The following is a 24,769-nucleotide window of genomic DNA, read 5'->3' on the forward strand; positions in this document are numbered from 1 at the left end:
TTATGCAATTTCTTTCTCAATTTAAATTAAATCCCTATCGTATTTACAAAAGTTCTAGACGGGCCAACAAAGGGATTGCGACGTTTACGGCAAAACCCGTGAACGAGTATATGGATTACAGTGTTGATTTTTCTCGTTTGTTAGAGACCAATGAACAGATTATTCATGGCAGCATTAGTGTTTATGGGGCAGGTCTTGTGATTGGTGGGGTGTATCCTTATGGATCTTATTTGACAGCTTTTATTGATGGTGGGAGGGCGAGTTCTAGTTATTATATGACGTTTACCGCACGTACCAATACTGGTGGGGTATTTACCCAAGAAATGATTATGCCAGTTATAGGAACATCAGCGACAAAACGCATTGATTATAAATACGCATCCTTTACCCAACAACAAAAGCCCCCCAACACAAGGCCGCCGTTAAATGGGCTTAAGATTAACGACCGTTATCTGTTAAATGATAGCGGTTTTTTTATGGTGATTTAAATGAAAACAAGACCATGTGAATGTGGTGTTTTAGAGAGTTTACAAATCTGTGACGAGGAAACACAAACGACGTCACACGATATTGAGGTTATCGAAAATACGGATACGATCCTACCCACAGATCAGATTTTAGTTATTCGAAAACATAATGATCAAACCAAAATATATAGTGCAACGTTTGATGAATTAAATTCAGAAGTGGCACTGTCCATTATACAAAACGCGACCCAAGCTATGCCGCGCACTGATCCTGCTGATGGGTGTTCCTTGTGGTTAGATGATGGATTTATTCGGATAGCCTCTGGAGATGCGTCGAGGTTGGGCACTATGCCGCCTACAGCGTTTGAGAAATCGTTGAGGGAAGCATTTAAGATTTTGCCCACTTCTGATCCGGGGGATGGAGGGCCATGGTTATGTGGGGGCATGTTAATGCGAGGATCGACCTCAAAGAATGAAGATTAATACACCGTCCATTAGGGCGGTTTTTTTATAGATAAAGGAACAAAGATAAGATGACATGTGGCATTGGAAGTCAGATTGTAATTATCCCGTCAGGGTGCTTGGGCAACAAAGAGATTGCCCTACAATGTAAATCCCCTTCAGAGGCGGTATATTATCAGTTTTCGTTGGCCAATCGTTTGGCCAGCACAGATATGATCACAGCTGTAAGTGCTTGGCCTTCGGACGAGCACGTTGGGATTGATCAAGTTGTGATATCAGGTCAAACCTTTAAGGCTCGTATCAGTGGTGGTGTGATGAACACCAAAATCGGTATTCGGTTTCTTGTAACTACGCGTTTAAACGAAACGCGCGAGTTTGACGTGACCTTACCCATTGCCCCTGCTGGGATTATTAGCGATGGGAATTGTGGCGATTATGTTATTGGTAACACAGGTCCCCAAGGTGAACAAGGATTGGCTGCCACCATCACTGTTGGCAAAGTTATTCCCAGCGATCCTGATGCAGACCCAACAATTACCAATGTTGGCACCCAACATGACGCGATTTTAGATTTTGTTTTGCCTCGTGGTGCCGTTGGCCCCCAAGGTGAGCAAGGCGATATTGGCCCGCAAGGTATTCAAGGCGAACAGGGTATTCAAGGGATAGAGGGCAAGGCAGGGACACAGATCTTGTTGTCCAATCGTGATCCTGTTTTTGCAGATGCTAGGGAAAATATTATTTGGCTTAATGATGTCAGTGGTGATTTATTTGAAAGTGTTCCCAATGGTAATAATGGGTATCTTTGGAATAAGTCGGGCAATTTAAAAGGCGAGGCTGGCAGTATCATTTACACAGGCTCAACCGATCCTGTTTATAACACAATATATAAAAATGGTGATTTATATTTTAATCACACCAACAATGATTTGTTTAGCTTTAGTGATAAACAATGGGTCAAACTGAGCAATTTAAAGGGCGATCAGGGAACCCGTGGATCCTTATGGTTTTTTGGTCAAGAAGACCCCACACCCTCTGTCAATTACAAAGAATTGGACAGCTTTTTAAATACCAAAACGTGCGATCTATTTGTATATAACGGGTCCAATTGGCAAAAAGCCGGAAACCTCAAAGGACTACAAGGTGATACGGGCCCTAAAGGGGACAAAGGCGATACAGGTGAAACTGGCCCTCAAGGCGAAAAGGGTGATAATGGTATTGCAGGAACAAACGGTAAAGATGGTAAAGATGGCACACGCATTATTACCAGCCAAACCGACCCCGATCTAGGCAGTGGCCCGTCTAATCCCAATGTTTTATGGATCAACACCCAGACCTGGACCATCAAGCGCACCATCTTCAATAACGATACGTGGGAATGGATTACCATTGGGAATATCAAAGGTCAGCAAGGCGATCAGGGACTGACTGGTCAAGATGGCAAGGCAGCAACCATTCAAATTGGCAACGTTGCCAATGGCGATCAGGCCAGCGTCATTAATCGTGGCACACAAAATGCAGCACTGCTCGACATCACCTTGCCCAAAGGGGAAAAAGGCGATGCAGGTTCACGTTGGTACAGCGGCAATGAAGCCCCATCCAACAAAACAGGCCTGCAAGATCCACGCGGCGCACCACGCCCAGGCGATATGTATCTATACCTCAATACCCAAGAAAACGACGCCAGCACCTACATCCTAACCAACCAAAATAACTGGGCAGGACCACTTGGAACCGTCACAGGTCCCCAAGGACCAAAAGGCGATAAGGGCGATATCGGCCAAACAGGACCCCAAGGGGAAAAAGGGGATACTGGCGAACAAGGTCCTCAGGGACCTACCGGCCTTCAAGGCGATCAAGGGCCACAAGGAGAAAAGGGCGAAAAAGGAGACACTGGACCTACGGGTCCTCAAGGCCCCAAAGGGGATACAGGAAATACTGGTCCCCAAGGCGAACAAGGCCCAAAAGGAGACACAGGTCCCCAAGGTGTAAGTTATACTAATGACGGAACCGTTGACTTAAACGTTAAGTCGATAAATAACATTGCCTCTATTAATGGAACTGATAAAAAACTTAGTGATCTATTATCATTCCCAATAAATATCAATACCAAAGATACTGATGCTGGAATAGAATCAACGTGGTCAGTTGATACTGATAGTAATAGCCATACCATTAAGAGCACGAATGGTGGTAATAGAATGACGGCATTTCAAGGTCTTTTTTATGATGAGGACTTTGGAAGTCGTCATGATATACACTTAATTAATAAAGACGGCGGTTTTAGTAGAGTATTAACAAGACCCGGTTCGGTAAATATTAGTTTAAGAAATACGTATTCTGACAGTAACTCTACTCTAATACATGATAGTTCTGGGTTTTCTATAAGTGTTGAAAATCCGAATATTTCCAACCTAATTCAGATAAGCTCTACTAATATCGGTATAGCTATGTCTTACGGAGATACCAAAAATTTACAAGTATTGAATTTATCGAGTATTGATGAAAAAATTGTTACAGCATTTGACTTTGCATCTAGAACTATGGCAGCGTTTGGTGACTATAAAGATATAGATACAACCAATCCACAATTATTCAAAAATACTCAAGCATGGGATAGTGATAAACAAATGCCAGTTTGGTGGACTGGTAAAAAATGGATTAACTTTGTCACTAATGATGGAAATACAGATTTAAATGTAAAATCTATTACAAGCGATCAGGGACAAGTGAAAACTGATGGTTTGGGCAATATACAAGCCAACAGCATGTCTTTATCTGATTATACCAAGCTTCCAACAACGCTTCCTGCGGGTGCGTTGGCTTATGATCAAACCAATAAAAATCTGGTTTTAAAGGTTGGCGATCAGTGGCAGCAGGTTACTAGTCAAGATGCAACGGTCATTAATAACGAAATTATTTGCACCAGCTTCAGTGAAACTTTATTTAACAATGTTGCAGATGCCTTAAAATTTAAAGATAAAACCAATCCTACGAATATGGCTTTTATCAATGTTGTGGCAACCACGCCTATAACCAGCAGGGCGGAATCCTTTAGTGCATTTAATGGTTATATCCGTATGCAGGTTGCAGGTCTGGTCACGAACAGAAAGATATTGTCTGTGAATATGGTTAATGTGAATGGAAAATATACTTCTAGTGGAATTAATTACAGTAAAGCCACGATAACTTTAAACCCTGGCGATATTATTGAGTTGCAATCAACCAATGTTAAGGCCACTGATGGTGGGTATATCCATACTGTCAATGTCATTCAAATAGCTGATGTTTTGAAAAACACTAATATCGTTTTAAGCTAATATATTCATAAAACAACAGGCACAAAACACGGCGCATAAGCGTCTTTTTTTGTGCCTTTTTATAGGAAAAAACGCATGGATACGGATTTATTAACGCAAGTTTTACAATATTTATTGGGGGTGATCCCAGGAGATATTGCAGGAAATATTGTGGCTGTGATTACGGCGATTGTAACGCTGTGTACGTTGGTGATACGGTTTTGGAAAGAACCCAATCCAACCAGCAAACGGCACAAGGTGTGGAAGGTGGTTCATGTTCTGGCCTCTTTTAAAACCCCCACCGTTACTAAAAAAGAGGAGGACAATCATGTTCAAAAAACTGGCTAGAAGTTTACGGGGCCATGATCATTGGTTTGCTGAATGGTGGAGCTCAGTCTTGTTAATGGCGGTTGGGATATATGGGTTTTGCGTCCCTGATGGGTTTATTATCCAGCAATCTTTTGTGGATGGTTTTTTGCAAGTATTGCCGTTTAATTTATGGGAAGTGCTGTTTATTGCGTTTGGCCTGTTTCAGTTTACGGCGTTGCGCTATGAAAGCCTGATCGGCAGAGGGATTGCGGCCTTTCTTGCTTCGTCATTATTGATTTGGGGCACCTTGAATATTGCCGTTTATGGCCAATGGCATTTTAGTTTGATAGGCTGGGGGATATTTTCAGCCATTAATCTCTATGCTCTTTTTAGAATTACAAGGGGGATAGAGCAACACCATGAACCTCTTTGAAATCCTGCGCTGGTGGTGGGAAAACAACGCTGAGTGGATCAAGAGCCATGACCCTTGGGTTATTCCTGTCATGGCGATATCAATTCCGTTATCATTTATTATCCGCGCAATTTGTATATTAATTAAAACGTGGCGGGGGAGGTAGCTATTTATGGCCTGCTAAAATTTTTTGTACCTTGGTTAATTCTTGTTCTGAAAATTGGTGAATGACTCTTGCAAATGCAGCAACAATTTCTTTTTGCTCCAAATTTAAATGATCTGTTGGAATATGCTTCATTGTTAATGCTTGAGCATTTAATAAGATATTTTTTTCTTCATGTGCTAATGAATAAGTTTCAATAATTTTTTCAACATATCCTTTAGGGATAGGTTTACGCCCTACTTCTACTTCAGAAACAAAAGAAGGGGATTTGCCAATTTTATTAGCCATTTCGCTAAGTGTGATATCTTTATCTAATCTAAGTTTGCGAATTTCGCGACCAAAAGGAGTAAGTTTTGACATAAATTTTGTTCCCTAAAATTTCAGAAAAGTTACTATATCGTAACATATTTAAAATGTCTAAACAAATATTTATAATAGTGGTATAGAAAAAATTATCGAATAAGGAAAAAAAATCATAAATAAAATAAGTGGTAGAATTTCTATAATATACTTGGTGTAAGTGAAAAACGTTTTTCGATTAAATTGTTTGTCTACTCGATTTTTTTAGATAGATTATATGAAGTAGAGCAACGTGTATTTAATTGTGTTGTCATATATAATCATAAAAAATATAGATATGACAACTTTAAGTTAGACGCAACTATATATGCGTAAAAAACTTTAATACAAAATCTTTTTGTTATTTGTAATAATTATTATTGACGTTTATTTTGAAATGTTTATTTGATCATAACCAGCTTATTAATAGTGTTAAATTGCTAGGTTATTATCGATTTGATTATTAACTGTGTTTTTGATATTGAACATATTTACTTTGTAAAAGTAAAGAATTCTATGGTGCCGGATGAGAGATTTGAACTCCCGACCTTCGGTTTACAAAACCGCTGCACTACCACTGTGCTAATCCGGCTGGTTATTTAAGGTTAAGTAATAATACTGAACGGGTTTCTCTATGCAACATTATAAACAAAATTACAAGTAGAAAAATTCATTTTGTTGAAAAAAATGATAATTAGATTGGATGTAATCAGAAAATCAAAAAAAATAACGATATACCTTGATCAATGGATTAAAAAAAATTAACTTATAAGTAAGAATTGTATCAACGATTCTATTAGAATTAAATATGACGTTCTTGGGGCGAGGTGAAAATCCTCACCGACGGTGATGAGATAGAAATATTTCTAAGCCCGTGAGCGCTTGTATCTTTATAGTTGAAGATATAAGGTCAGCAGATTTCGGTGTAATTCCGAAGCCGACGGTTATAGTCCGGATGGGAAAGAACGATATGTCGGGTTTGTACTACAATTTTGTACAAATACTTTGGCATATGTGCCCGCGTGCGTCCAGAGCTAAGGACTGTTAAAAAATGCAAGCACGCATTGTTTCAACACTGACCAATAAAGTCGAGGTTGAATTTACCGAAAAAATTATAAATGGCTTTCGTCATGCTGTGAACGAAGCTTTGCTATACGTGGGTCGAACGGCTCCTAACCCTCCTGTAGGATGTGCAATTTTAGATAAAAATGGTCATATTTTGACTGTTGCAGCCCATCATCAGGCTGGCGATTTACATGCTGAGGCTTTGGCATTAAAGCAATGTCAGGAACTTGGGGTTTGGGATCAAATCTGTGATGTGATTGTAACCTTGGAACCATGCAATCATGTTGGGCGTACGCCCCCTTGTTCTGAGGCGATTATTCGTTCGCCAGCAAAAAGAGTTTGGATCGGGGTAAAGGATCCAAATCCCGATGTTTGTGGAGCTGGATATGTTCGCTTGCGCGAAGCAGGCAAAGACGTGATATTGCTGCAAAATATTGCTTCTGACGTTGCTCAGTATTGGCATCAACAATGCCAAGATCTATTAGCACCCTTTGCAAAAGCAGTCGTTCAGCATAAGACATGGATTACTGTAAAACAGGCACTGACATCTACGGGGTCAATGTATCCGCCAAAAGGCCAAAAAACTTTCACTTCTGTAAGGTCTTTGCGGATGGCTCACCAGTTAAGGCGTGCGACAGAAGCCGTTGTTACGGGGATGAATACGATTACAATTGATAATCCCTCTTTTACAGTGCGTCACGTGTCAGATCATCCTAAAATTAAACGGTTATTGGTAGTGTGCAGCCAAAAGAGTCACGATGTGGAGAAGCTGTTGCCTTCAAATTATAGAAAGCAGGCGGAATCAAATGGGTTTTCGATCATTATTTGTAATGACTTGGATTCCTTATCCACATTACTTTGGCAACAGCATCGCGTATTATGGGCGATGGTAGAAGCGGGTCCACAATTATTGCAAGAAATCAGGCAAAAGCAGATTTGGGATGAATGGTTGACCATTCGCCAAAATGCTCAAAAGGAGAATGACGAGGTTAGCGTTATATCAAAACATAATCTGTATCCGACCCGTCAATTGTTATTAGGCGCAAATCAACAACTTACAAAGGAGGGTTTATGTTCTCTGGTATCATAGAGTCCTTGGGTACAATTCAGTCGATAAATCGTGAAAAAGATGCAATTGTAATTGTTGTTCAAACCGGAATTAAAGATTTAACCCTTGGGGAAAGTGTTGCGGTTAACGGGGTATGCCTTACAGTTACGCATAGCAACCATGAAGGAAATGCGTCTTTTTTTGTAAGTTCAGAGACTTTGGACCGTACCAATCTGGGGCAATTAACAAATACGAAACGGGTTAATTTAGAACGGGCGGTAACACCTTCAACACGTTTATCAGGTCATATTGTACAAGGGCATGTCGATGCAACTGGACGTTTTGTAAACGTTCAAAAAAGTGGTGACGCACATCAGGTCTTTTTTGCTTTTCCACAGCAATTGCGAAAATACGTGGTAGAGAAGGGATCTATTGCAATTGATGGGGTTAGTTTAACATTAAATGGTATCGGTGAACTTGGTCAAAATGGTGCAAATGCAGATGAATTTATCATTCATATTATGATTATTCCACATACTTGGGAACATACCACCCTAGGGCATTTGACCTTGGGAGACAAGGTAAACGTTGAGGTCGATATTATTGCAAAGTATGTGGAGAATTTATGTATAGTCCAGAAATGATTGAGACGCTGAGTCCTGAACTAAAAACAGCAATTGATGCATTACGTGCTGGCAAAATGGTTTTAATGGTGGACGATGAAGGGCGCGAAAACGAAGGTGACTTGGTCGCTGCAGGTGAATTCGTGACACCAGATATCATTAACTTTATGATTACCCATGCACGTGGTATTTTATGCATGCCAATAGAGGCCAAGAAGGCCCAGCAATTAAATTTGTACCAAATGGCACAACATAATACTTCACCACATGAAACGGCTTTCACCATTTCCATTGAAGCCAAAGAGGGAATTACCACGGGGGTTTCTGCAGAGGACCGTGCCAGAACCTTTGAAGTAGTGGTAGAAGACGAAGCAAGCCCTAACGATATTATTTGTCCTGGTCATATGTTTCCTTTGGTTTCAGATCCAAATGGGGTACTAGCGCGTGATGGTCATACCGAAGGATCAATTGATTTGGTGAAAATGGCTGGTTTAAAGCCTATTACGGCGATTTGTGAAGTCTTGAATGAAGATGGCACAATGGCCAGAATGCCTCAATTACAAGCTTTTGCAAAACGCCACCAAATTCCTATTGTTACGATTTCTGCAATCATAGAATGGCGCAAACAATATGATAATACCCGTATTGATTCATCAATTGATTGGGTAAGAGCTGGTGAAGTAGCCCACCTACCCAATGTTTATGGTGGTGAAGATTTTACGGTGCAGGCCTTTATTGATTTAAAGGGGATTGAGCATTTAGCCGTTATGAAAGGGGATTTTTCAAAGAGCTCGGATAAGATTCCTTTGGTACGTTTACATTCAGAATGTTTAACTGGGGATGTATTGGGATCTATGCGCTGTGATTGTGGTCCCCAGCTTCATAAAGCTATGCAGATGATTGGTCAATCTGATTATGGTGTTTTATTATATTTACGGGGTCACGAAGGACGGGGTATCGGTTTATTTAATAAAATCTCTGCTTATGTTTTGCAAGATCAGGGGTTGGATACAATTGAGGCCAATCATCGCTTAGGATTTTCAGCTGATATGCGAGATTGGTCAGTTGCAGGGGCAATGCTTAAAAAATTGGGAATTGAGCAATTGGATTTGTTGACCAACAATATGAACAAAGTTGAAATGCTGGAAAAGCAGGGTTTTAAAGTGGTTAATCGTGTTTCAATTGAAATTGAACCTAATCGTCATAATTACACATATCTAAAAACAAAGCGTGATCGTATGGGACATGCATTGTCTTCTCAACGTATCGACGATACTTTTAAAGGAATATAATAATGATTAAACAAGCTCCAAATGCGTTGATAGATTTGGTTTTTTCGAAAATTCCGCGTATTGCGATTGTAGTTAGCCGTTTTAATGAAAAAGTCACAGGTGGTTTATGCCGTGGCGCACAGGAGTGGTTAGCAGAACATTCTATTCCCTTTGACGCAAACAAAGATTTATTTTATGCCCCTGGGGCATTTGAATTACCATTATTGGCTCAAAAGTTAGCTAAAAGTGGTAAATATGACGGGGTTGTCTGTCTTGGTTGCGTCATTAAAGGGGATACCGCACATTTTGAATTTATTAGTCTTGGGGCAACGGTGGGGATTATGCAGGCTTCTTTGTCCACAGAAACTCCGATCAGCTTTGGTGTGCTGACAACTTATACCTCTGAACAAGCGGAGGTACGTTCTGAAGAAAATGGAGAAAATAAAGGTCGTGAAGCAGTTGCGGCTTGTATTGAAAGTATTGCTTTGTTACAGAAAATTTAATTGATGATTCAAGGTGATTGATAAAAAGCGGCCAGACCAAATGCGGTTTGGCCGCTTTTTTTGTTTTTAAGGTTCTGTTTTTTAGTAGTATAAGATGGTGTAATCTGCTTTAATTCCAATCGTTATGGTTACAATAGCGCACAGTATTTTATACTAATAAAATGGTTCTTAGTTCTAATTGATAACGTGCTTTGAAAGTAATTTCTTTCAGACGTTTTGTTTTACCGGGTCGAGCATCAAAATAAGTTCTTCAACCTGAGTTGGATAGGTCCATTTATTCATTTTTGCTACGTCTTTAGCAAGTCGACTGTAAAGCTGTGTTGTTACGTTATATGCTTGGTATGCGTCTTGTTCGTCAAAATGTCCAAATGCTTTGTGAATCTGTTTCAATGTTGTGCTGTCTGTCCATGAATGGATGTTTTTACCCATGTGCCAAGTATCGATGGATCCATTATTTTTTGTCAATGCGTGCCACTCTGTCATTTCTAGTAGTAACTCTTTCATGGTCCAGTCACGTTGCTTGACTAAAAAAACTCTTTTCGCATTAGATATCTAGGGATGTGAAATGCTTCGAACCAAAACTCTTCTACACGTTCTTGAAAATGCTCCCTTGAGGGTAAGGATCGGTAAGGAGCAGAGAAATTTGGTTTTGATAATTGTTTTGTCAGTAGTAGCTGTATCTATCATCTTTCCTATACGTTGCGTTTCGATAATAGTGAAGTCAACTTTCACTCTTTTCTCGAAAATTACAAGTCGGATTGGCCAATCTTGGTTGCTATTTTTGTCTAAATGTAAAATTGTAATCGGGCGGCCGATTTCAAATATCCATGTATTGTTTTTAATCAATAAGGATGAGTCCCTAACTAAAACTTCAAGGTCAAGATCAGAAAATTCATCTGCCGTACTACCTTGTCGAACAAGTGAGCCTGTTTGTATAAGGGCACGAACATTGTTGTTTGATAAGTCCCACTTTCGAATAGAATTCAAAAGTTCAGATTGTTTAATTATATTGTGGTTCATAATATATTCTAATAAAAAACTCGCATTCTGTAATAATATGTTTATTGTAATAAAGGCATAAAGACGAAATATTCTTCTAAAAACTATATATCATTGTGAATTAAAATAGTAATTTTTACAGTTAATATGTGATGGTCAATATATTTTGGATAAGCCATATAATTATTTCTATTTTTATAAAACATAAGGGTTGTGTTCTTGATTGTTTATTTCTATTTAGAAGAGCAGTGTCCTTATTATGTTATTAAGGTCTGTATCTGTTGTTCTTCTTATTAATCAAGCCGTAGAAGGGATTAATTACCAAAATGGTGTCCGTATTTATTGGACGTATGGTTGCCTTATGTTCTCGCCATGCCTGGTTTGTCATTATTTTTTATATTCTATTGGCAATCGCTTCAGTTTTTATAACTGTTAAAAGATTAGATATTACTACAGATACGACTAAAATGTTTTCAACCAGCATGGCATGGAAACAGCGTTCTGATTGGATGGGTCAGAATTTTCCTCAACGTGAGAATTTGCTCGTTGCCTTGATCAAAGGAAATATTCCTGAAGAGGGAGAGGTCAGTGCAGAAGCGTTGGTTCGAATTTTAAGCAAGGATACTAAAAATTTCTCTTTCGTAAGCTATCCTGAGAATACTCCGTATTTGGTTAAAAATGGTTTGATGTTTTTGGATCCACCTATATTAGATGAAACATTAAATCGTATGATCCAAGCCCAACCTTTCTTAAGTAGTTTGGCTGCAGACCCTTCAATGAGGGGACTATTTGGTGCATTGGATATGGTGGTTTTAGGCATTAAAGAAAAACAAGTCGATTTAAGCCAGTACAATGATGCATTAAATGGGTTTGCGAACAATTTAACCTTGGCTGTTCAAGGTAAATCGGAACCTTTCTCTTGGGAAAAAAGTTTATCAGGACGTTTATCTGATATGGCAGGACAATATCAGATTGTTATTGCAAAACCAAAACAAAATTTAAATTCTTTTCAACCTTCTGGTCAGGCTGTATCTGTAATGCGCCAAGCGATTGCGGATTTACCTTATGTCAAAAGTGGCGTTGTAAAGGTTTATATTACTGGGGATGCACAATTAAATGATGAAGAATTTTCTACCGTCTTACATGGTATGGTTACAGGATTATTTGCTTCGTTTGTTTTGGTTGGGGGCTGGTTGTTTTTAGCTGTTCGAACGTGGCGGTTAATTTTTCCTATTTTATGGGTATTGTTTATTGGTTTGGTCATTACAACAGGATTTGCTGCGCTTGCGGTGGGTACTTTAAATTTAATTTCTGTATCTTTTGCTATTTTGTTTGTTAGTATTGCAGTAGATTTTGGTATACAATTCTCTGTACGTTTCCGAGGGCAAGAACAGATTGATACTAATCAAAATGAATCAATTTATAAAGCCTTGGTTTTAACCGGAAAAGAAGCAGGACATCAGATTTTCACAGCTGCTGTTGCAGCAGCGGCGGGTTTTTTAGCCTTTACACCGACCAATTTTATTGGTGTTAAGCAATTAGGCTTAATTGCTGGGGTGGGCATGATTATTGCGTTCATTTGTACATTGACGCTGTTGCCAGCTTTACTCATGATATTAAAACCCAAAATTGTAAAAAAATTGGCTGGTTTTCCAAAAATGTACAAGATCGATGCTCAAGTTCGAAAATATCGTTTTGGAATATTATCAGTTTGTGCGTTGATAGCTGCCTTTGGCATCTTCTTACTGGCTGATCAAAAAGTGGCATTCGATGCTGATCCTTTTCATACAAAGGATGCGAATTCTGAGGGGATGAGAGCGTTACATTTGATGATGGGGGATCCTAATGCAACACCTTACACGGCTGACGTTATCGTGGATTCTGCACAAGAAGCACGGACAATAAGTGAAAAATTAGCTAAACTTTCTTTAGTGCGTAATGTTGTATGGTTAGGGTCTTTTGTTCCTGAAGATCAAGATACTAAATTACCAATGCTACAAAATGCAGCAACCATTTTATTACCAACTCTAAAAATTGATAACTTGGGTTCTAAACCAACACCAGAAAATTTGCGTAAATCATTGACCACTTTGTTACAAGGGCTTGAGTCGGTAAAACAAGATATACCAACAAATAGTGCCCTATATAAGATTCAAAAAGCATTGTTAAAAATGAAAACAATGTCCAATGCAGATTTGATGAAGATCAATGATGATATGGTTGCTTTCCTACCGTTGTTGCTGCATCGTATAGAGACTATGCTTACGGTTAATACAACGACAATGAAAGATATCCCCCAATCATTGGTCGGTGATTATAAAACAAAATCAGGTAAATATCGTGTTGAAGTGTATCCTAAGGGAAGTAATTTAACAAACAAGCAGATTGCTGCATTTGTGAAACAAGTTCAGTCCGTAGCGCCACAGGCTGCAGGAACTTCAGTTGATATTATTGAAAGTGCTAAAACTGTTGTGCATGCATTTTCAATAGCAGCATTAATGGCGGTCGTCACTTTAGCAATTATTTTATTTATTGCTTTGCGTCATTTCGTTGATATGCTTTTGGTTTTAGCCCCGTTGATTTTATCGGGATTGATGACAATTATTGTGATTGTTTTGGTTAATCAGCCTTTGAATTTTGCTAATATTATCACGTTACCTTTATTTTTGGGGGTAGGGGTATCCTTTAACATTTATTTTGTTATGAATTGGCGTGAGGGAATAAAAAACCCACTCTCTTCCCCTACCGCTAGGGCTGTTTTATTTTCGGCATTAACAACAGGCACTGCATTTGGATCACTAGCAGCATCTGCTCATCCTGGGACTGCCAGTATGGGAATATTATTGCTAATTTCCCTAGCTTGTACACTTGTAGCAACGTTGGTTTTTGTGCCAGCTTTGTTACCCAAAAGAGACATAGATGAGCATTAAATACAAGAGGATTAAAAACAAGTTTTAATAAATTTTTGAAAAGCTAACGCACGATGGCTGATTCTGTTTTTTTCTGCATCGGTCATCTCTGCAAAGGTTTTATCATAACTAACGGGTTGGAAAACAGGATCATAGCCGTGACCATGATCGCCACGGGGAGGCCAGATGAAATCTCCATCAATGCGACCTTCGAATTCTTGAGTTTTACCGTTAGGTAAGGCGATGCATAATACAGAAATAAAATAAGCTGCCCAGTTTTGGTGGTTGGATAATTTGTCGTGAATTAAACGCATAGCCATTGGGTAATCTTTGCTGGGGCCTGCCCAACGTGCAGAATATAACCCTGGATCTCCATTTAATGCATCGATACAAAATCCTGAATCGTCAGCCAAAGCAGTCATATTAGCTGCCTTGGCGGCTGATAACGCTTTGATTTTAGCATTTTCATGAAAAGTACTGCCAGTTTCTTCTGGTTCAGTTAGGTTGAGATCTTTGGCAGAGTAGATTTGAATCTGAAAAGGTTTGAGTAATTCTTCTATTTCTTTGGCTTTTCCAGAATTATGGGTTGCAATGACAATTTTCGAGCCACAGGGGATTTTAATGTTAGGGGAGATAGACATAATACGCCTTAGATTGGTTTGATTTGGATTCTTCTTTATGAAGGTGATATTATTTTAAATGGTTGCTTTTCATTAAAATTTCATCAACACTAATAGAATAATTTGTTTACACTATAGTGATGATTGCTGATAAAGGCAAAGCTTCTTGTCGGCAAAGAGTATGATTGCCTATGCTATCTTTTAGCACAGATCATAATTATCATTTATAGATAGAGTTCATCATATTGTTAAGAATTCCACTATAAAAGGCACTGAAAATGGTTCAAACACTTAACGCAAAATCTGCAGGAACATTCAAACTGGGGGGGGATATTGAAATTAATCGCATGGGTTTCGGAGCTATGCGTATCGTTGGAGAGGGTGTTTGGGGAGAGCCCAAAGATCGTGCCCAAGTGATTGCAACGTTGAAGCGTGTGGTAGAGTTAGGGATCAATTTTATTGATACTGCAGATAGTTATGGCCCTTATATTAGTGAAGATTTAATACGTGAGGCATTATATCCTTATGATTCTAATTTATTAATTGGCACTAAGGCAGGACATACTCGTCATGGTCCTGATATCTGGCGTCCCATTGGTAGCCCAGATTATTTACGTCAATGTGTATTAATGAGTATGCGTAGATTGAAATTAGATTATATTAAATTCTGGCAATTGCATCGTGTAGCAGAAGATACACCCCCTGAGGTGCAGTTCGAAGCAATAGCTAAAATGCAACAGGAGGGATTGATCCGCCATGTTGGGTTGTCTGCGGTGGGTATAAAAATGATTAAACGCGCACAAGCGTTTTTCAATGTTGTTTCCGTACAAAATAAATATAATTTGATCAATCGAGAATCAGAAGCAGTTGTTCAGTATTGTAAGGAACAAAATATTGCTTTTATTCCTTACGCCCCTCTAGACCAAGGAACTTTTGAAGAAGGACCTGTTTTAGCTCAGATAATGCAATGCCACGATGCCACTGCTCGTCAGATTGCTTTGGCATGGTTATTAAAATGTTCAGGAAATATGATTCCCATACCAGGGACAGGAAGTGTAAGACATTTAGAAGAAAACACAGCTGCAGTTAATATAAAATTATCAGACGAAGAATGGGGGCAATTGAATGAAGAAGGGCGTAAACAGTGGGATATTCGTAAGGGATCTGTGAAATTATATTTGAAAGAGGAATAAAAATTCATATTATGGCCCTATTTGAATTATTTTAATTTCTTAAGAAGATAGGTATATAAGAAAATTATAATGATTTTCTTATATACCTTATATTAATTAATAGAGCTTTTTTTATATGTCTCCTGAGCGTCCTGATATGCATGATTCTAATCATAAACGTCCCGTACAAAATCATTTACGTCGTCCACGATATCGGATTTGGCGGTTATTGATTGGAACAATTGCTGGACTGTTCTTGTTTATTTTAGTTGGTGGTGGGGTATTTGCTTGGGTTAAGTACGAAAGTGCAATCCGAGGATTACCAACGGTTGTTGGTCTTCGTAATTATTCGCCTCCAGTTATGAGTCGTATTTACTCCAATGATGATCATATTGTGGCTGAATTGGCTGCTGAACGGCGTTTATTTGTTCCGATTGGCGCTATTCCTAAACGGGTAAAAGATGCTTTTATTGCAACCGAAGATAAGAATTTCTATACGCACGGTGGGGTCGACCCTTTGGCAATTACGCGTGCAGTTATTCAGGATATTTTCCGGGTAAAAGGTAAACGCTTGGTTGGAGCTTCAACAATTACCCAGCAAGTAGCACGTAATATGCTGTTAAACAATGATCGTAAGTTGGAGCGCAAGATTAAAGAAGCCATTTTGGCTATGCGCATTGAGCAGTCTTTGACCAAAGATCAGATTTTAGAAATATATTTAAATGAAATTTATCTTGGGGCTGGTGCTTATGGTGTTGCTGCAGCTGCACAAATTTATTTTCATAAAAATTTAGATCAATTAACAACGGCAGAGGCTGCGTATTTAGGTGGATTACCAAAATCACCTTATAATTATGATTTATTTCGTGACCCAGCTACAGCCAAGCAACGCAGAGACTTCGTATTAAGCCGTATGGAGGATACTGGAGCAATTACAAAAGAAGAAAAAGCACGATTTCAAGCCGAACCTCTGTTACCAAGAAATTCGGTTAATCGTCGTGGCCCTCTTCCTGGTACGGAATGGTTTGGCGAAGCCGTTCGTAGAGATTTAATAGATCGATATGGTCTAGAGAAAACAATGCAGGGTGGATTGGAAGTCCACACTTCTTTAGATTTAAAAAATCAGACTTTAGCAACCAATTTAATGCGTCAGGCTTTAATGAAGTACGATCGTAATCACGGTTGGCGTGGGGCTGTCGCCCATTTAGGGGGGGAGGCAACCCAGCAATGGGTGGAAATTCTAGGGAAACAAAAAGCTCCAGCTGGAATTTTGCCCAATTGGCGTTTGGCAATGGTTTTAAATGCTCGCAATGGCAGTGTTGGCTGGTTAGAAGGAAGTAAAAAAAATCCTCAACAACATCAAGGAGCGCTAACTTCCAAAGATTTAGCTTGGTCAAAACGCCGTCCTTTAAAAGATGGTGACATTATTATGGTCGAGCCATTATCTGAGGGGGACAATGTTGCACTGCGTCAAGTTCCTTTGGTAGAGGGGGCTTTGGTTTCGATGGATGTTAAAACAGGACGTGTCATATCCATGTTTGGGGGGTGGTCTTTTGCAGAATCACAGTTCAATCGTGCAACCCAAGCATTGCGTCAACCAGGGTCTTCTTTTAAACCTATTGTTTATCTGGCAGGAATGGAAAAGGATATTCCACCCTCTCAGATATTTATGGATTCTCCTTTCTCTGTTGGGGATTGGCATCCTAACAATTATGAAAAGAATTTTTGGGGACCGACAGTACTACATAATGGCTTAAGATATTCTCGCAATTTGGTTACTATTCGTTTAGCAGCACAAATCGGAATGGAGGCTGTTGCCAATCTTTCGATTGCGTTAGGTGAAGTTGATTCAATGCCAAAGGTTTTACCTGCGGTTTTAGGGGCGGTTGAAACTACGGTTTTACGTCATGCTGGCGCATACGCCAGTATTGCTGCAGGCGGGGTTGTTGTTCATCCGACGTTGATTGATTATATTCAAGATCGTAATGGTAAGGTGATTTGGCGACCTGAAGGGGTAGTGGCTAATAACACTAACGATCCTAATCAATTGCCAAGTTTCACCGATAATCGAAAACGTGCTGCGTCCGAGCAAAGTGCTTATCAAATTATAACCATGATGGAAGACGTTATGAGACGAGGAACTGGTTTTAGTGCCAGCAAGGGAATCGATATGCCTATTGCTGGGAAAACAGGGACCAGTCAAAATTTCAACGATGCATGGTTTGCAGGCTTTTCCCCTGATGTTGTAACAATTATTTGGTTTGGATACGATCAACCTAAAACGTTAGGTCGTGGCATGGCTGGTGGGGTGTTGGCGGGACCAGTTTGGAATGCTTATATGAAACAAGTTTTATCTGAATACGCCAAACGTGATTTTATTAAACCACCAGGCGTTACCATGGCCAGTTATAGTACAAGTCGTGGTATGGTTACGGATGCATTTAAAGAAGATCAGGTTCCTGGAGCAAGTATTAATTTGAAACGAGGTGCTGCAACAGGTGCGTTAACTGCTGCGGATACGGGGGCCGAGAATGTTCCAGATTCAGAGGAAACAATGGGAGATGGTTTAAATGGCGGTGCCTATACTGGGGGTAAGATCAATAGCAGGCCTTCCCAACCTTCATCATCAGAGGGTGGAGATATTGGTATGGGGGGATTATACTAATCTAGCTTGTTTTTAAATAAAAATCTTGTTAGTAATGTTAAGAATTATTTGCATTTGAAAGATAAGAGTATATGTCTGCGGAAAGCGAAGCACTTTATCAAACGATCGAGCAGTCTTTAGAACTGCTGAGGAGGCATCTTTGACTGGGATGTTGCTTTAGATCGTCTTGCGGAATTAAATAATCAAATTGAAGACCCAAATTTATGGGATGATACCGAAAATGCACAAAAAATCATGCAGGAGCGAACATACCTTACGAATCAGATCGAAATGGTTCAGCGGTTAGAACGTGAATGTAAAGATAATCTTGAAATGATAGAGCTTGCAGAAATAGAAGGTGATCAAGCAATTATTCAAGATTCCCTAACGAATCTGCAAGTGTTAGAAAAAGAAGTTAAGCGGTTAGAAATTGAAAGTTTATTGTCAGGTGAAGCTGATCGTAATGATTGTTATATCGAAGTAAATTCAGGTGCAGGGGGAACCGAAGCACAAGATTGGGCAGAAATGTTACTGCGTATGTATACACGTTGGGCTGAACAACGGGGATATAAAGTATCTTTTATGGAAAGTACAGAGGGTGAACAGGCAGGGATTAAATCCGCAACTTTACAGATCAGCGGTATTAATGCTTATGGTTGGTTAAAGACCGAGGCTGGTGTTCATCGTTTAGTACGTATTTCGCCTTTTGACTCGGCGAAACGCCGTCATACGTCCTTTGCATCCGTTTGGGTATATCCTGTCATTGATGATTCAATTCAAATTGATATTAATGAATCTGATTTGAAAATAGATACGTATCGTGCCTCTGGTGCGGGGGGGCAGCATATTAATAAAACGGAATCAGCTATCCGAATTACTCATGTGCCAACAGGTATTATTGTGGCCTGTCAAAATGATCGTTCTCAACATCGTAATCGTGCAACCGCTATGGAAATGTTAAAAGCACGTTTGTACGAAGCTGAATTGCAAAAACGAGAAGAGCAAGCCGCCCAAACAGAGGCAAGTAAGACCGATATTGGATGGGGGCATCAAATTAGGTCGTATGTATTAGCGCCCTATCAATTAGTAAAAGATTTACGTACAGAGGTTGAAAAGACTAATCCTCAAGCGGTTTTGGATGGGGATTTAGACGATTTTATGGCTGCTGCTTTGGCATTGCGTGTTGGGGCTACAAGATCAGAGGCTAGTGCACAAGCATCTTGATGAAAACAATTTTAGGTTAAGTAGGTAGTGTTGATTAATGGTCAATTTGAACGAGCGTCATCCTGTTGAGCACATAGTTGGTTTTATTGGAGTCATTTTACTTCATATTTTAGTAATATGGGTCTTAGTGATTTTGATGCGTTCTGATAAAGATACTACGGCTGAATTATTGCCAATGCAGGTGCAAATTGTTGATGTTGCATCATCGGCTTCATCATCATCTGCAGCTTCCTCGCAACCGCCTGCACCTGAAATGATTATGCCCCCTCCACCTGAGATGGAACCCCCACCCATTAATACTGAGGCACCACCGCAACCCAAGCCCCCTCCAGTAGTTAAACAACCCAAAGTTAAGAAGCCTAAAGTAACGCATCCTTCAAATAGTGAACCATCACAAGAGCCATCACCAAATCTTTCTGCTCAAGCTGGTACAAAGGGGCAAGGAGCTTCGACAGCAGGAAGTGGCCCACCCGATCGTAGTGCAGGTAGCCGTCCGATTAATGGTGCACAAATTCAATATCCCCCTGATATGGAGGCCATTGGTAAAGAGGGACGTGTTATTTTATCTTGTGATGTTGAAACAAATGGTTCAACAAGTAATTGTACAGCTATTTCGGTTAATGGTGGTAGTTCTTTCAAAGAGGCAGCTTTAAACTATGCGCGTCGCGCACGTTATCGTCCCGCTACGCGTAATGGAGTGCCTGTTAAAGAGTATGGGCATCGTTATACAGTAACGTTTAGATTGAGTGATTAGATGTTTTTTAAAGAATAAATCATTGGGAATAAAGGAGAAATGATTGACAGAGTTGTATAATCTTCTAGCTATGTTTTTTTCAGTTATTTTCTTTTTGATTGCGTCACTGGGAACGATGGGTCAAGCTGTCGAAAATTGGTTCAAATACAATTTAAGGCATTTTTGGACATCAGATGGAAATCAAACAGAGAAAAAAGCTGGAAGTAAACCTATTAACGGCGTACGGATCTTTTACCCTAGGGATATGAGGACGGCTGGTAAAGAAGGGAAGGTTATACTGACTTGTACGATAAAAATCAGCGGTGAGACAAGTGATTGTAAAATTGAACGATCTAGTGGGGAAAAATCGTTTGATAGTGAGGCATTATCTTATGTAAGCAAGGCGCGTTTTCGCCCTGCTATGCGCAATGGGATCCCTGTAACTGAGTATAATCATCGCTATGCAGTTCGCTTTAGTTTAGCGAACTGATTAAGAAACTATGGATAAAAATAGGTTCGTATCGCTTAAAATTGGTACAAAGCCTAAATATGACTTGGTATTTTGCTTTATTGATTTGTAAGGAATATGGTTAAGCATGAGTAATATTTTTTTTCGCTATGTTGCACCAACTGTGTTTGTTTTAGGGTTAACAACCTTGGGTGGCTATTCAGCCATTGCACAACAACAGGTGCCTGCGCCTGCGGTATCGACACCAGCAGCAGGTGCACAACCCGCAGCACCAACCAGTTCTGCTCCTACTCAGCCTGCATCATCTAGTCCAGTCTCTTCTGCCCCTGCTGAAACAGTGTCCGTTGATGTTTCTGTTCAGGAAAATCCCTATGGTTTAAAAGCTTTGTGGACTGGTGGTGATATCGTATCACGTATTACTTTGATTATTATGGCGTTGATGTCTATCGGCAGTTGGTATGTGATTATCATGAAAATAGTCCAACAAGGTCGTATTTCTGCTGCCCATAAGGAAGTGAAAAACAAGGATTTTTGGCAGCAAAAAACGTTAAAGCAAAGTGCTGATAGCTTAGGAACCAATTCTCCTTATCGTTATATTACAGAGAATGGAATTGAAGCCGTTAAGCATCATGAAGGTTCTTTACAAGAAAGTATTGATTTATACAGTTGGGTGTCTATGAGTTTGCACCGCTCATTAGATAATATCCAAGGTGGTTTGCAAAGTGGATTGGCGTTACTAGGAACCGTAGGCTCTACCGCACCGTTTGTTGGTCTATTTGGAACGGTTTGGGGAATTCACCATGCGTTATCTGCAATCAGTATTGCTGGGCAGGCCACATTGGATAAAGTTGCAGGTCCTGTTGGTGAGGCTTTGATTATGACTGCTATTGGTTTGGCTACAGCTGTTCCAGCAGTGTTAGGTTATAACTTTTTGGTACGTCGAAACAAAGTGATTATGGATCAAGCGCGTAATTTTACAGCCGATGTTCAGTGCGTATTAATTGGTGGTAATCCACAAAATAAAGCATCACAAATATCAGTAGATAAAGAAAGTAACATTGGATGAGCATTCACCTGGGCGGCCCCCGTGGTGGGGGCGATTATGGGGGAATGGAAGGCGCAGAGAATGAGGTGGTTTCCGAAATAAATACAACCCCATTGGTTGATATTATGTTGGTATTGTTAATCATTTTTTTGATTACGATCCCTGTTGCAACGCATGCGGTTAAGGTAGATCTACCAACAAGAATGAGTCATGCAACCGATGTTAAACCTGGAAATATTGCCTTGGTTGTTATGGGCGATGGCAAAATTTTTTGGAACGAGCAACCATTGCAAGATGTTTCTATGTTACAATCCAAGCTAACCGAAGTTTCATCACGTCGACCCCAGTCTCAGATTCAAATTAGGGGGGACATGAATGCGAAATACGAGTTTGTTGGAAAAGTCATTGAGGCGTGTCAACAAGCAGGTATTACGCGTGTTGATTTTATTACCCAACCCCCAAAACCCCATTAACGTAAAAGGATATTCTTGATGAGCAAATTAAGAAGCGTGCAAATGCGTAGGCTTTCTTTACAAAGAAGCTCTGAGGAAGAAGAGGTTATTGTTAATATCAATACGACCCCTTTGATTGATGTAATGTTAGTTTTGTTGGTGATGTTAATTATTACAATTCCATTGCAAACACAGTCCGTACAATTGGCGTTGGGAAGGGGTGATCCAATTACAACAGAACCACCACCCAGTGTAACCATTGGGATAGACTTTGATAATACTGTGTCTATTGATAACGTGACATTGCCTAACGAAGATGCATGGCAGAGACGTTTTCGTGAAATTGCTGCTATGTCTGATCAGCCGACTGTTTTTATCAAACCTAATCGTTTGGCAGATTACAAAGCCGTTGCTATTATTTTGGCTGACGCTCAACGTTTGGGTGTAAAAAAAATAGGCATTATGAAACAATAAAAAAAGAGCTTAGGGATATAAAATGAAATATGCTTCTTTCATGCGTCATTTGATGGTGGTCAGTATTCTTGGTTCAGGAGTGGTGTTGTCTGCACCATTTACCGGTGTAGCCAAGGAGGTTGTGAGCAATGCAATGGCTGTGCCGTTGAAAAAAGCTAAACAATTAATGACGCAGGGTAAGTATGCACAGGCTGAAGCCGCGATTAAAGAGGCACAGGCAATTCCTAATCCCAGTGCCTATGAGCACGACATTATCGTGCGGTTGCAAATTGCTCTGGCGGAAAAACAAAATCAAACAGACAATGCTATTGCAGGGTATGATCGATTGTTAGCGTCTAAACGTTTGACTCCAGCTGAACGTTTAAATGCGACAATGGCGCAAGCGAGTTTAGCCTATCGTGCCAAGAATTATTCTCAAGCCATTCATTATATAGAGAATTATTTTAAGGCGGGTGGAAACAATCCTAATATGACGACCTTATTGATACAGTCCTATTATTTAAATAAGAATTATCAGGAGGCAATGCAAGCGCAACAAAAGCAGATTGATCAGGAAGTCAAAAAGGGAATCATACCTGCTGAATCTCAATGGCAAATCATGATAAATTGCCAACAAAAACTAGGGGATCAAGACGGAGTAAGACATAGTTATATCCAACTTGCTATTCATTATTCTAAACCTGAGTATTGGTCGCACGTAATGTCTGCGTTGATAGCAACAAAAGGGCTGTCGCCTCAGGTTGAGTTGGAAATCTGGCAAATACGCTTACAAGCAGGACTATTAACTACTGCAGATCAGTATATTTCAATGGCTGAACTCGCTGTACAAGCTGGCTTGCCCCATGTCGCATCAGAAGTTGTGGTTAAAGGACGGGCCAAAGGCGTGTTTACTGGCAAGAGTGCTGATCGTGCTTTACGCTTTGAGGATTATTTAGGCAAAATTATTCGTGAGAAAAAGGCTAAATCTTCTGAATTGATGGAAAAAGCCAGAAAAAATTCCTTAGGGGATGATTTGTTTAAGCTAGGCTATGATGCATATGCAGGCGGGCAAATTACAGATGGTTTAAAAATTATGCAAGAAGCTTTGGCAAAACCAATGGTAGATCGTAATATTGCCTTATTAGAATATGCTATGGTTGAGGCCAATACTGGCAATAAAGGAAAAGCGATTTCTCTTTTAAAAACCATTACAGGCAAGAATGTACCAGCGGAATTAGCTGAATTATGGTTAATCAAGTTACAAGCAAAATAAGAGTTATTTGGAAAGTCTATGATGGGTGTGGGGTGGACATAAATTATAAAAATTTAAAACAGCTTCAGAAAATTAATATTGTTTTCATTGTCACAAAGACCTATTTACACATTATAGGATCAGTATGTATTTGATTATTTATGACGAAAGGCATAAAAGAAATATTAATTCTATATAAATATCGGTTGAATTGTTTGGTATTTATACAATGATTGCGTTGTTTTAAGGAACTTTTTATGATTGTCCACACTGAGGAAACTCCAAACCAGAATGCTTTAAAATTTATTTTGGGGAGAGTCATTTTGAAAGATCATCAAGGAATGGATTTCCCAAATAAGGACGCAGCGGAAGCATCCCCCCTAGCGCAAGCATTGTTTGATCTTGATGGGATAGAGCGAATTTTTTTTGGTCAAGATTTTTTAGTGGTTACCAAAGAAGCCTCAACAAAATGGGAAACATTGAGGGGGGGGGTCGTTTCTACGATCATGGAATTTATATTAACCCATAAACCGCTTATAAAATTACAGGCTTTACATTCTGATCAGACAGAAATGAAAGTTTCGTCTGAAGATCAAGAAATCGTACAAAAGATTAAAGATATTTTAGATGATGAAGTTCGTCCCGCTGTTGCACGGGACGGTGGTGATATTATTTTTCATGGCTATAAGGATGGCAGTGTGTATTTGAAAATGCAGGGCGCTTGCCAGGGGTGTCCATCCTCAGCATTGACATTGAAACATGGCGTTGAAACGATTTTACGGCGCCATTTACCTGATTTGGTCTCTGTCGAAAAAGTTGATTAATAACGAAGTTGAATT

General features: G+C 39.6%; 24 protein-coding genes, 1 tRNA gene, 1 pseudogene and 1 riboswitch. Of the genes and pseudogenes, 21 read left to right on the forward strand and 5 right to left on the reverse strand.

Translation table 11 applies throughout. From position 1 onward, the window contains the following. Nucleotides 1-2: 2 nt before the first annotated feature. From QJV27_RS10020 to QJV27_RS10045, 6 genes are all read left to right on the forward strand, one after another. Entirely contained in the window at nt 3-488 is a 486-nt protein-coding gene (locus QJV27_RS10020) for a phage fiber-tail adaptor protein (RefSeq protein WP_281448786.1), read from the forward strand. Continuing rightward, nucleotides 489-950, forward strand: coding sequence for a hypothetical protein (locus QJV27_RS10025; RefSeq protein ID WP_281448556.1), 462 nt, complete (start codon nt 489-491; stop codon nt 948-950). A gap of 50 nt (nt 951-1,000) precedes the next feature. Continuing rightward, nucleotides 1,001-4,246 carry a phage fiber-tail adaptor protein gene (locus tag QJV27_RS10030; RefSeq protein WP_281448787.1) on the forward strand — a complete coding sequence of 1,082 codons (3,246 nt, stop codon included), beginning with the start codon at nt 1,001-1,003 and terminating at the stop codon, nt 4,244-4,246. Between the two features lie 75 nt (nt 4,247-4,321). After that, nucleotides 4,322-4,573, forward strand: coding sequence for a hypothetical protein (locus tag QJV27_RS10035; RefSeq protein ID WP_281448788.1), 252 nt, complete (start codon nt 4,322-4,324; stop codon nt 4,571-4,573). Beyond that, nucleotides 4,554-4,967 (forward strand): hypothetical protein, encoded by a 414-nt coding sequence (locus QJV27_RS10040; protein ID WP_281448789.1) that lies wholly within the window; start codon nt 4,554-4,556, stop codon nt 4,965-4,967. Before QJV27_RS10035 ends, QJV27_RS10040 begins: the two co-directional genes overlap by 20 nt. Continuing rightward, the gene (locus QJV27_RS10045; protein WP_281448790.1) at nt 4,954-5,112 is read left to right on the forward strand and encodes a hypothetical protein; all 159 of its coding nucleotides are present in this window, start codon (nt 4,954-4,956) and stop codon (nt 5,110-5,112) included. The genes QJV27_RS10040 and QJV27_RS10045 overlap by 14 nt, the downstream gene beginning before the upstream one ends. On the opposite strand, the gene QJV27_RS10050 is transcribed toward QJV27_RS10045, so the two are convergent. Then, nucleotides 5,113-5,469, reverse strand: coding sequence for a helix-turn-helix domain-containing protein (locus QJV27_RS10050; protein WP_281448791.1), 357 nt, complete (start codon nt 5,467-5,469; stop codon nt 5,113-5,115). A gap of 496 nt (nt 5,470-5,965) precedes the next feature. Beyond that, nucleotides 5,966-6,040: transfer RNA gene (locus QJV27_RS10055), tRNA-Thr, on the reverse strand. 217 nt (nt 6,041-6,257) lie between these two features. Next, nucleotides 6,258-6,419: riboswitch (FMN riboswitch) on the forward strand. A gap of 80 nt (nt 6,420-6,499) precedes the next feature. On the opposite strand from QJV27_RS10055, the gene ribD reads away from it, so the two are divergent. The 4 genes from ribD to ribH are packed head-to-tail and all read left to right on the forward strand — an operon-like array spanning nt 6,500 to nt 9,958. Beyond that, nucleotides 6,500-7,603, forward strand: coding sequence for a bifunctional diaminohydroxyphosphoribosylaminopyrimidine deaminase/5-amino-6-(5-phosphoribosylamino)uracil reductase RibD (gene ribD, locus QJV27_RS10060; protein WP_281448792.1), 1,104 nt, complete (start codon nt 6,500-6,502; stop codon nt 7,601-7,603). Beyond that, complete coding sequence (locus tag QJV27_RS10065) at nt 7,585-8,205, forward strand: riboflavin synthase (protein WP_281448793.1); 621 nt, start codon at nt 7,585-7,587, stop codon at nt 8,203-8,205. Before ribD ends, QJV27_RS10065 begins: the two co-directional genes overlap by 19 nt. Further along, entirely contained in the window at nt 8,187-9,476 is a 1,290-nt protein-coding gene (gene ribA / locus QJV27_RS10070; RefSeq protein ID WP_281448794.1) for a GTP cyclohydrolase II, read from the forward strand. The genes QJV27_RS10065 and ribA overlap by 19 nt, the downstream gene beginning before the upstream one ends. A gap of 2 nt (nt 9,477-9,478) precedes the next feature. Next, nucleotides 9,479-9,958 carry a 6,7-dimethyl-8-ribityllumazine synthase gene (ribH, locus tag QJV27_RS10075; RefSeq protein ID WP_281448795.1) on the forward strand — a complete coding sequence of 160 codons (480 nt, stop codon included), beginning with the start codon at nt 9,479-9,481 and terminating at the stop codon, nt 9,956-9,958. A 207-nt stretch (nt 9,959-10,165) separates the two neighbouring features. Here ribH and QJV27_RS10080 read toward each other — a convergent pair whose 3' ends face one another. Next, entirely contained in the window at nt 10,166-10,510 is a 345-nt protein-coding gene (locus tag QJV27_RS10080; RefSeq protein ID WP_281449010.1) for an aminoglycoside 6-adenylyltransferase, read from the reverse strand. Beyond that, a pseudogene (locus QJV27_RS11155) lies at nt 10,483-10,978 on the reverse strand (aminoglycoside 6-adenylyltransferase). The gene QJV27_RS10080 and the pseudogene QJV27_RS11155 overlap by 28 nt, the downstream one beginning before the upstream one ends. A 305-nt stretch (nt 10,979-11,283) precedes the next feature. Here QJV27_RS11155 and QJV27_RS10085 point away from each other — a divergent pair. Next, a complete protein-coding gene (locus QJV27_RS10085) occupies nt 11,284-13,887 on the forward strand; it encodes an MMPL family transporter (protein WP_281448796.1) in 2,604 nt (867 codons plus the stop codon). 11 nt (nt 13,888-13,898) lie between these two features. On the opposite strand, the gene rdgB is transcribed toward QJV27_RS10085, so the two are convergent. Further along, nucleotides 13,899-14,507 carry an RdgB/HAM1 family non-canonical purine NTP pyrophosphatase gene (gene rdgB / locus QJV27_RS10090; RefSeq protein WP_281448797.1) on the reverse strand — a complete coding sequence of 203 codons (609 nt, stop codon included), beginning with the start codon at nt 14,505-14,507 and terminating at the stop codon, nt 13,899-13,901. A gap of 257 nt (nt 14,508-14,764) precedes the next feature. Here rdgB and QJV27_RS10095 point away from each other — a divergent pair, with 257 nt between their 5' ends. The 10 genes from QJV27_RS10095 to QJV27_RS10140 all read left to right on the forward strand — a co-directional run bounded on the left by QJV27_RS10095 (nt 14,765) and on the right by QJV27_RS10140 (nt 24,754). Further along, nucleotides 14,765-15,679, forward strand: a complete 915-nt coding sequence (locus QJV27_RS10095) for an aldo/keto reductase (RefSeq protein ID WP_281448798.1) — start codon at nt 14,765-14,767, stop codon at nt 15,677-15,679. A gap of 115 nt (nt 15,680-15,794) precedes the next feature. After that, nucleotides 15,795-18,323, forward strand: coding sequence for a penicillin-binding protein 1A (locus QJV27_RS10100; RefSeq protein ID WP_281448799.1), 2,529 nt, complete (start codon nt 15,795-15,797; stop codon nt 18,321-18,323). Between the two features lie 71 nt (nt 18,324-18,394). Next, a protein-coding gene (gene prfB / locus QJV27_RS10105) for a peptide chain release factor 2 (protein WP_281448800.1) occupies nt 18,395-19,526 on the forward strand; the annotation gives its coding sequence in 2 pieces (ribosomal slippage) (nt 18,395-18,463 and nt 18,465-19,526; 1,131 coding nt in all). 37 nt (nt 19,527-19,563) lie between these two features. Next, nucleotides 19,564-20,280, forward strand: a complete 717-nt coding sequence (locus tag QJV27_RS10110) for an energy transducer TonB (RefSeq protein ID WP_281448801.1) — start codon at nt 19,564-19,566, stop codon at nt 20,278-20,280. A gap of 43 nt (nt 20,281-20,323) precedes the next feature. Further along, nucleotides 20,324-20,749 (forward strand): energy transducer TonB, encoded by a 426-nt coding sequence (locus QJV27_RS10115; protein WP_281448802.1) that lies wholly within the window; start codon nt 20,324-20,326, stop codon nt 20,747-20,749. A gap of 106 nt (nt 20,750-20,855) precedes the next feature. Next, nucleotides 20,856-21,794, forward strand: coding sequence for a MotA/TolQ/ExbB proton channel family protein (locus QJV27_RS10120; RefSeq protein WP_281448803.1), 939 nt, complete (start codon nt 20,856-20,858; stop codon nt 21,792-21,794). After that, nucleotides 21,791-22,246 carry an ExbD/TolR family protein gene (locus QJV27_RS10125; protein ID WP_281448804.1) on the forward strand — a complete coding sequence of 152 codons (456 nt, stop codon included), beginning with the start codon at nt 21,791-21,793 and terminating at the stop codon, nt 22,244-22,246. The genes QJV27_RS10120 and QJV27_RS10125 overlap by 4 nt, the downstream gene beginning before the upstream one ends. An 18-nt stretch (nt 22,247-22,264) precedes the next feature. Further along, nucleotides 22,265-22,699: an ExbD/TolR family protein gene (locus QJV27_RS10130; protein ID WP_281448805.1), complete on the forward strand. Its 435-nt coding sequence runs from the start codon at nt 22,265-22,267 to the stop codon at nt 22,697-22,699. Nucleotides 22,700-22,721: 22 nt separating this feature from the next. Then, complete coding sequence (locus tag QJV27_RS10135) at nt 22,722-23,951, forward strand: tetratricopeptide repeat protein (protein WP_281448806.1); 1,230 nt, start codon at nt 22,722-22,724, stop codon at nt 23,949-23,951. A 236-nt stretch (nt 23,952-24,187) separates the two neighbouring features. Continuing rightward, nucleotides 24,188-24,754: a NifU family protein gene (locus tag QJV27_RS10140; RefSeq protein ID WP_281448807.1), complete on the forward strand. Its 567-nt coding sequence runs from the start codon at nt 24,188-24,190 to the stop codon at nt 24,752-24,754. Nucleotides 24,755-24,769: the final 15 nt, after the last annotated feature.

It is taken from the genome of Commensalibacter oyaizuii (genome assembly GCF_029953265.1).
GTDB classification, from domain to species: domain Bacteria; phylum Pseudomonadota; class Alphaproteobacteria; order Acetobacterales; family Acetobacteraceae; genus Commensalibacter; species Commensalibacter oyaizuii.

Excerpts from the sequence above, each read along its gene's own strand:
- QJV27_RS10100 (WP_281448799.1), top strand. The coding sequence starts at position 15,795 with ATGTCTCCTGAGCGTCCTGATATGCATGATTCTAATCATAAACGTCCC.
- ribD (WP_281448792.1), top strand. The coding sequence starts at position 6,500 with ATGCAAGCACGCATTGTTTCAACACTGACCAATAAAGTCGAGGTTGAA.
- QJV27_RS10045 (WP_281448790.1), top strand. The coding sequence starts at position 4,954 with ATGAACCTCTTTGAAATCCTGCGCTGGTGGTGGGAAAACAACGCTGAG.
- QJV27_RS10135 (WP_281448806.1), top strand. The coding sequence starts at position 22,722 with ATGAAATATGCTTCTTTCATGCGTCATTTGATGGTGGTCAGTATTCTT.
- QJV27_RS10120 (WP_281448803.1), top strand. The coding sequence starts at position 20,856 with ATGAGTAATATTTTTTTTCGCTATGTTGCACCAACTGTGTTTGTTTTA.
- QJV27_RS10140 (WP_281448807.1), top strand. The coding sequence starts at position 24,188 with ATGATTGTCCACACTGAGGAAACTCCAAACCAGAATGCTTTAAAATTT.
- ribH (WP_281448795.1), top strand. The coding sequence starts at position 9,479 with ATGATTAAACAAGCTCCAAATGCGTTGATAGATTTGGTTTTTTCGAAA.
- QJV27_RS10130 (WP_281448805.1), top strand. The coding sequence starts at position 22,265 with ATGAGCAAATTAAGAAGCGTGCAAATGCGTAGGCTTTCTTTACAAAGA.
- QJV27_RS10050 (WP_281448791.1), bottom strand. The coding sequence starts at position 5,469 with ATGTCAAAACTTACTCCTTTTGGTCGCGAAATTCGCAAACTTAGATTA.
- rdgB (WP_281448797.1), bottom strand. The coding sequence starts at position 14,507 with ATGTCTATCTCCCCTAACATTAAAATCCCCTGTGGCTCGAAAATTGTC.
- QJV27_RS10030 (WP_281448787.1), top strand. The coding sequence starts at position 1,001 with ATGACATGTGGCATTGGAAGTCAGATTGTAATTATCCCGTCAGGGTGC.
- QJV27_RS10110 (WP_281448801.1), top strand. The coding sequence starts at position 19,564 with ATGGTCAATTTGAACGAGCGTCATCCTGTTGAGCACATAGTTGGTTTT.
- QJV27_RS10035 (WP_281448788.1), top strand. The coding sequence starts at position 4,322 with ATGGATACGGATTTATTAACGCAAGTTTTACAATATTTATTGGGGGTG.
- QJV27_RS10125 (WP_281448804.1), top strand. The coding sequence starts at position 21,791 with ATGAGCATTCACCTGGGCGGCCCCCGTGGTGGGGGCGATTATGGGGGA.
- QJV27_RS10085 (WP_281448796.1), top strand. The coding sequence starts at position 11,284 with ATGGTGTCCGTATTTATTGGACGTATGGTTGCCTTATGTTCTCGCCAT.
- QJV27_RS10040 (WP_281448789.1), top strand. The coding sequence starts at position 4,554 with ATGTTCAAAAAACTGGCTAGAAGTTTACGGGGCCATGATCATTGGTTT.
- QJV27_RS10020 (WP_281448786.1), top strand. The coding sequence starts at position 3 with ATGCAATTTCTTTCTCAATTTAAATTAAATCCCTATCGTATTTACAAA.
- QJV27_RS10065 (WP_281448793.1), top strand. The coding sequence starts at position 7,585 with ATGTTCTCTGGTATCATAGAGTCCTTGGGTACAATTCAGTCGATAAAT.
- QJV27_RS10025 (WP_281448556.1), top strand. The coding sequence starts at position 489 with ATGAAAACAAGACCATGTGAATGTGGTGTTTTAGAGAGTTTACAAATC.
- QJV27_RS10095 (WP_281448798.1), top strand. The coding sequence starts at position 14,765 with ATGGTTCAAACACTTAACGCAAAATCTGCAGGAACATTCAAACTGGGG.
- ribA (WP_281448794.1), top strand. The coding sequence starts at position 8,187 with ATGTATAGTCCAGAAATGATTGAGACGCTGAGTCCTGAACTAAAAACA.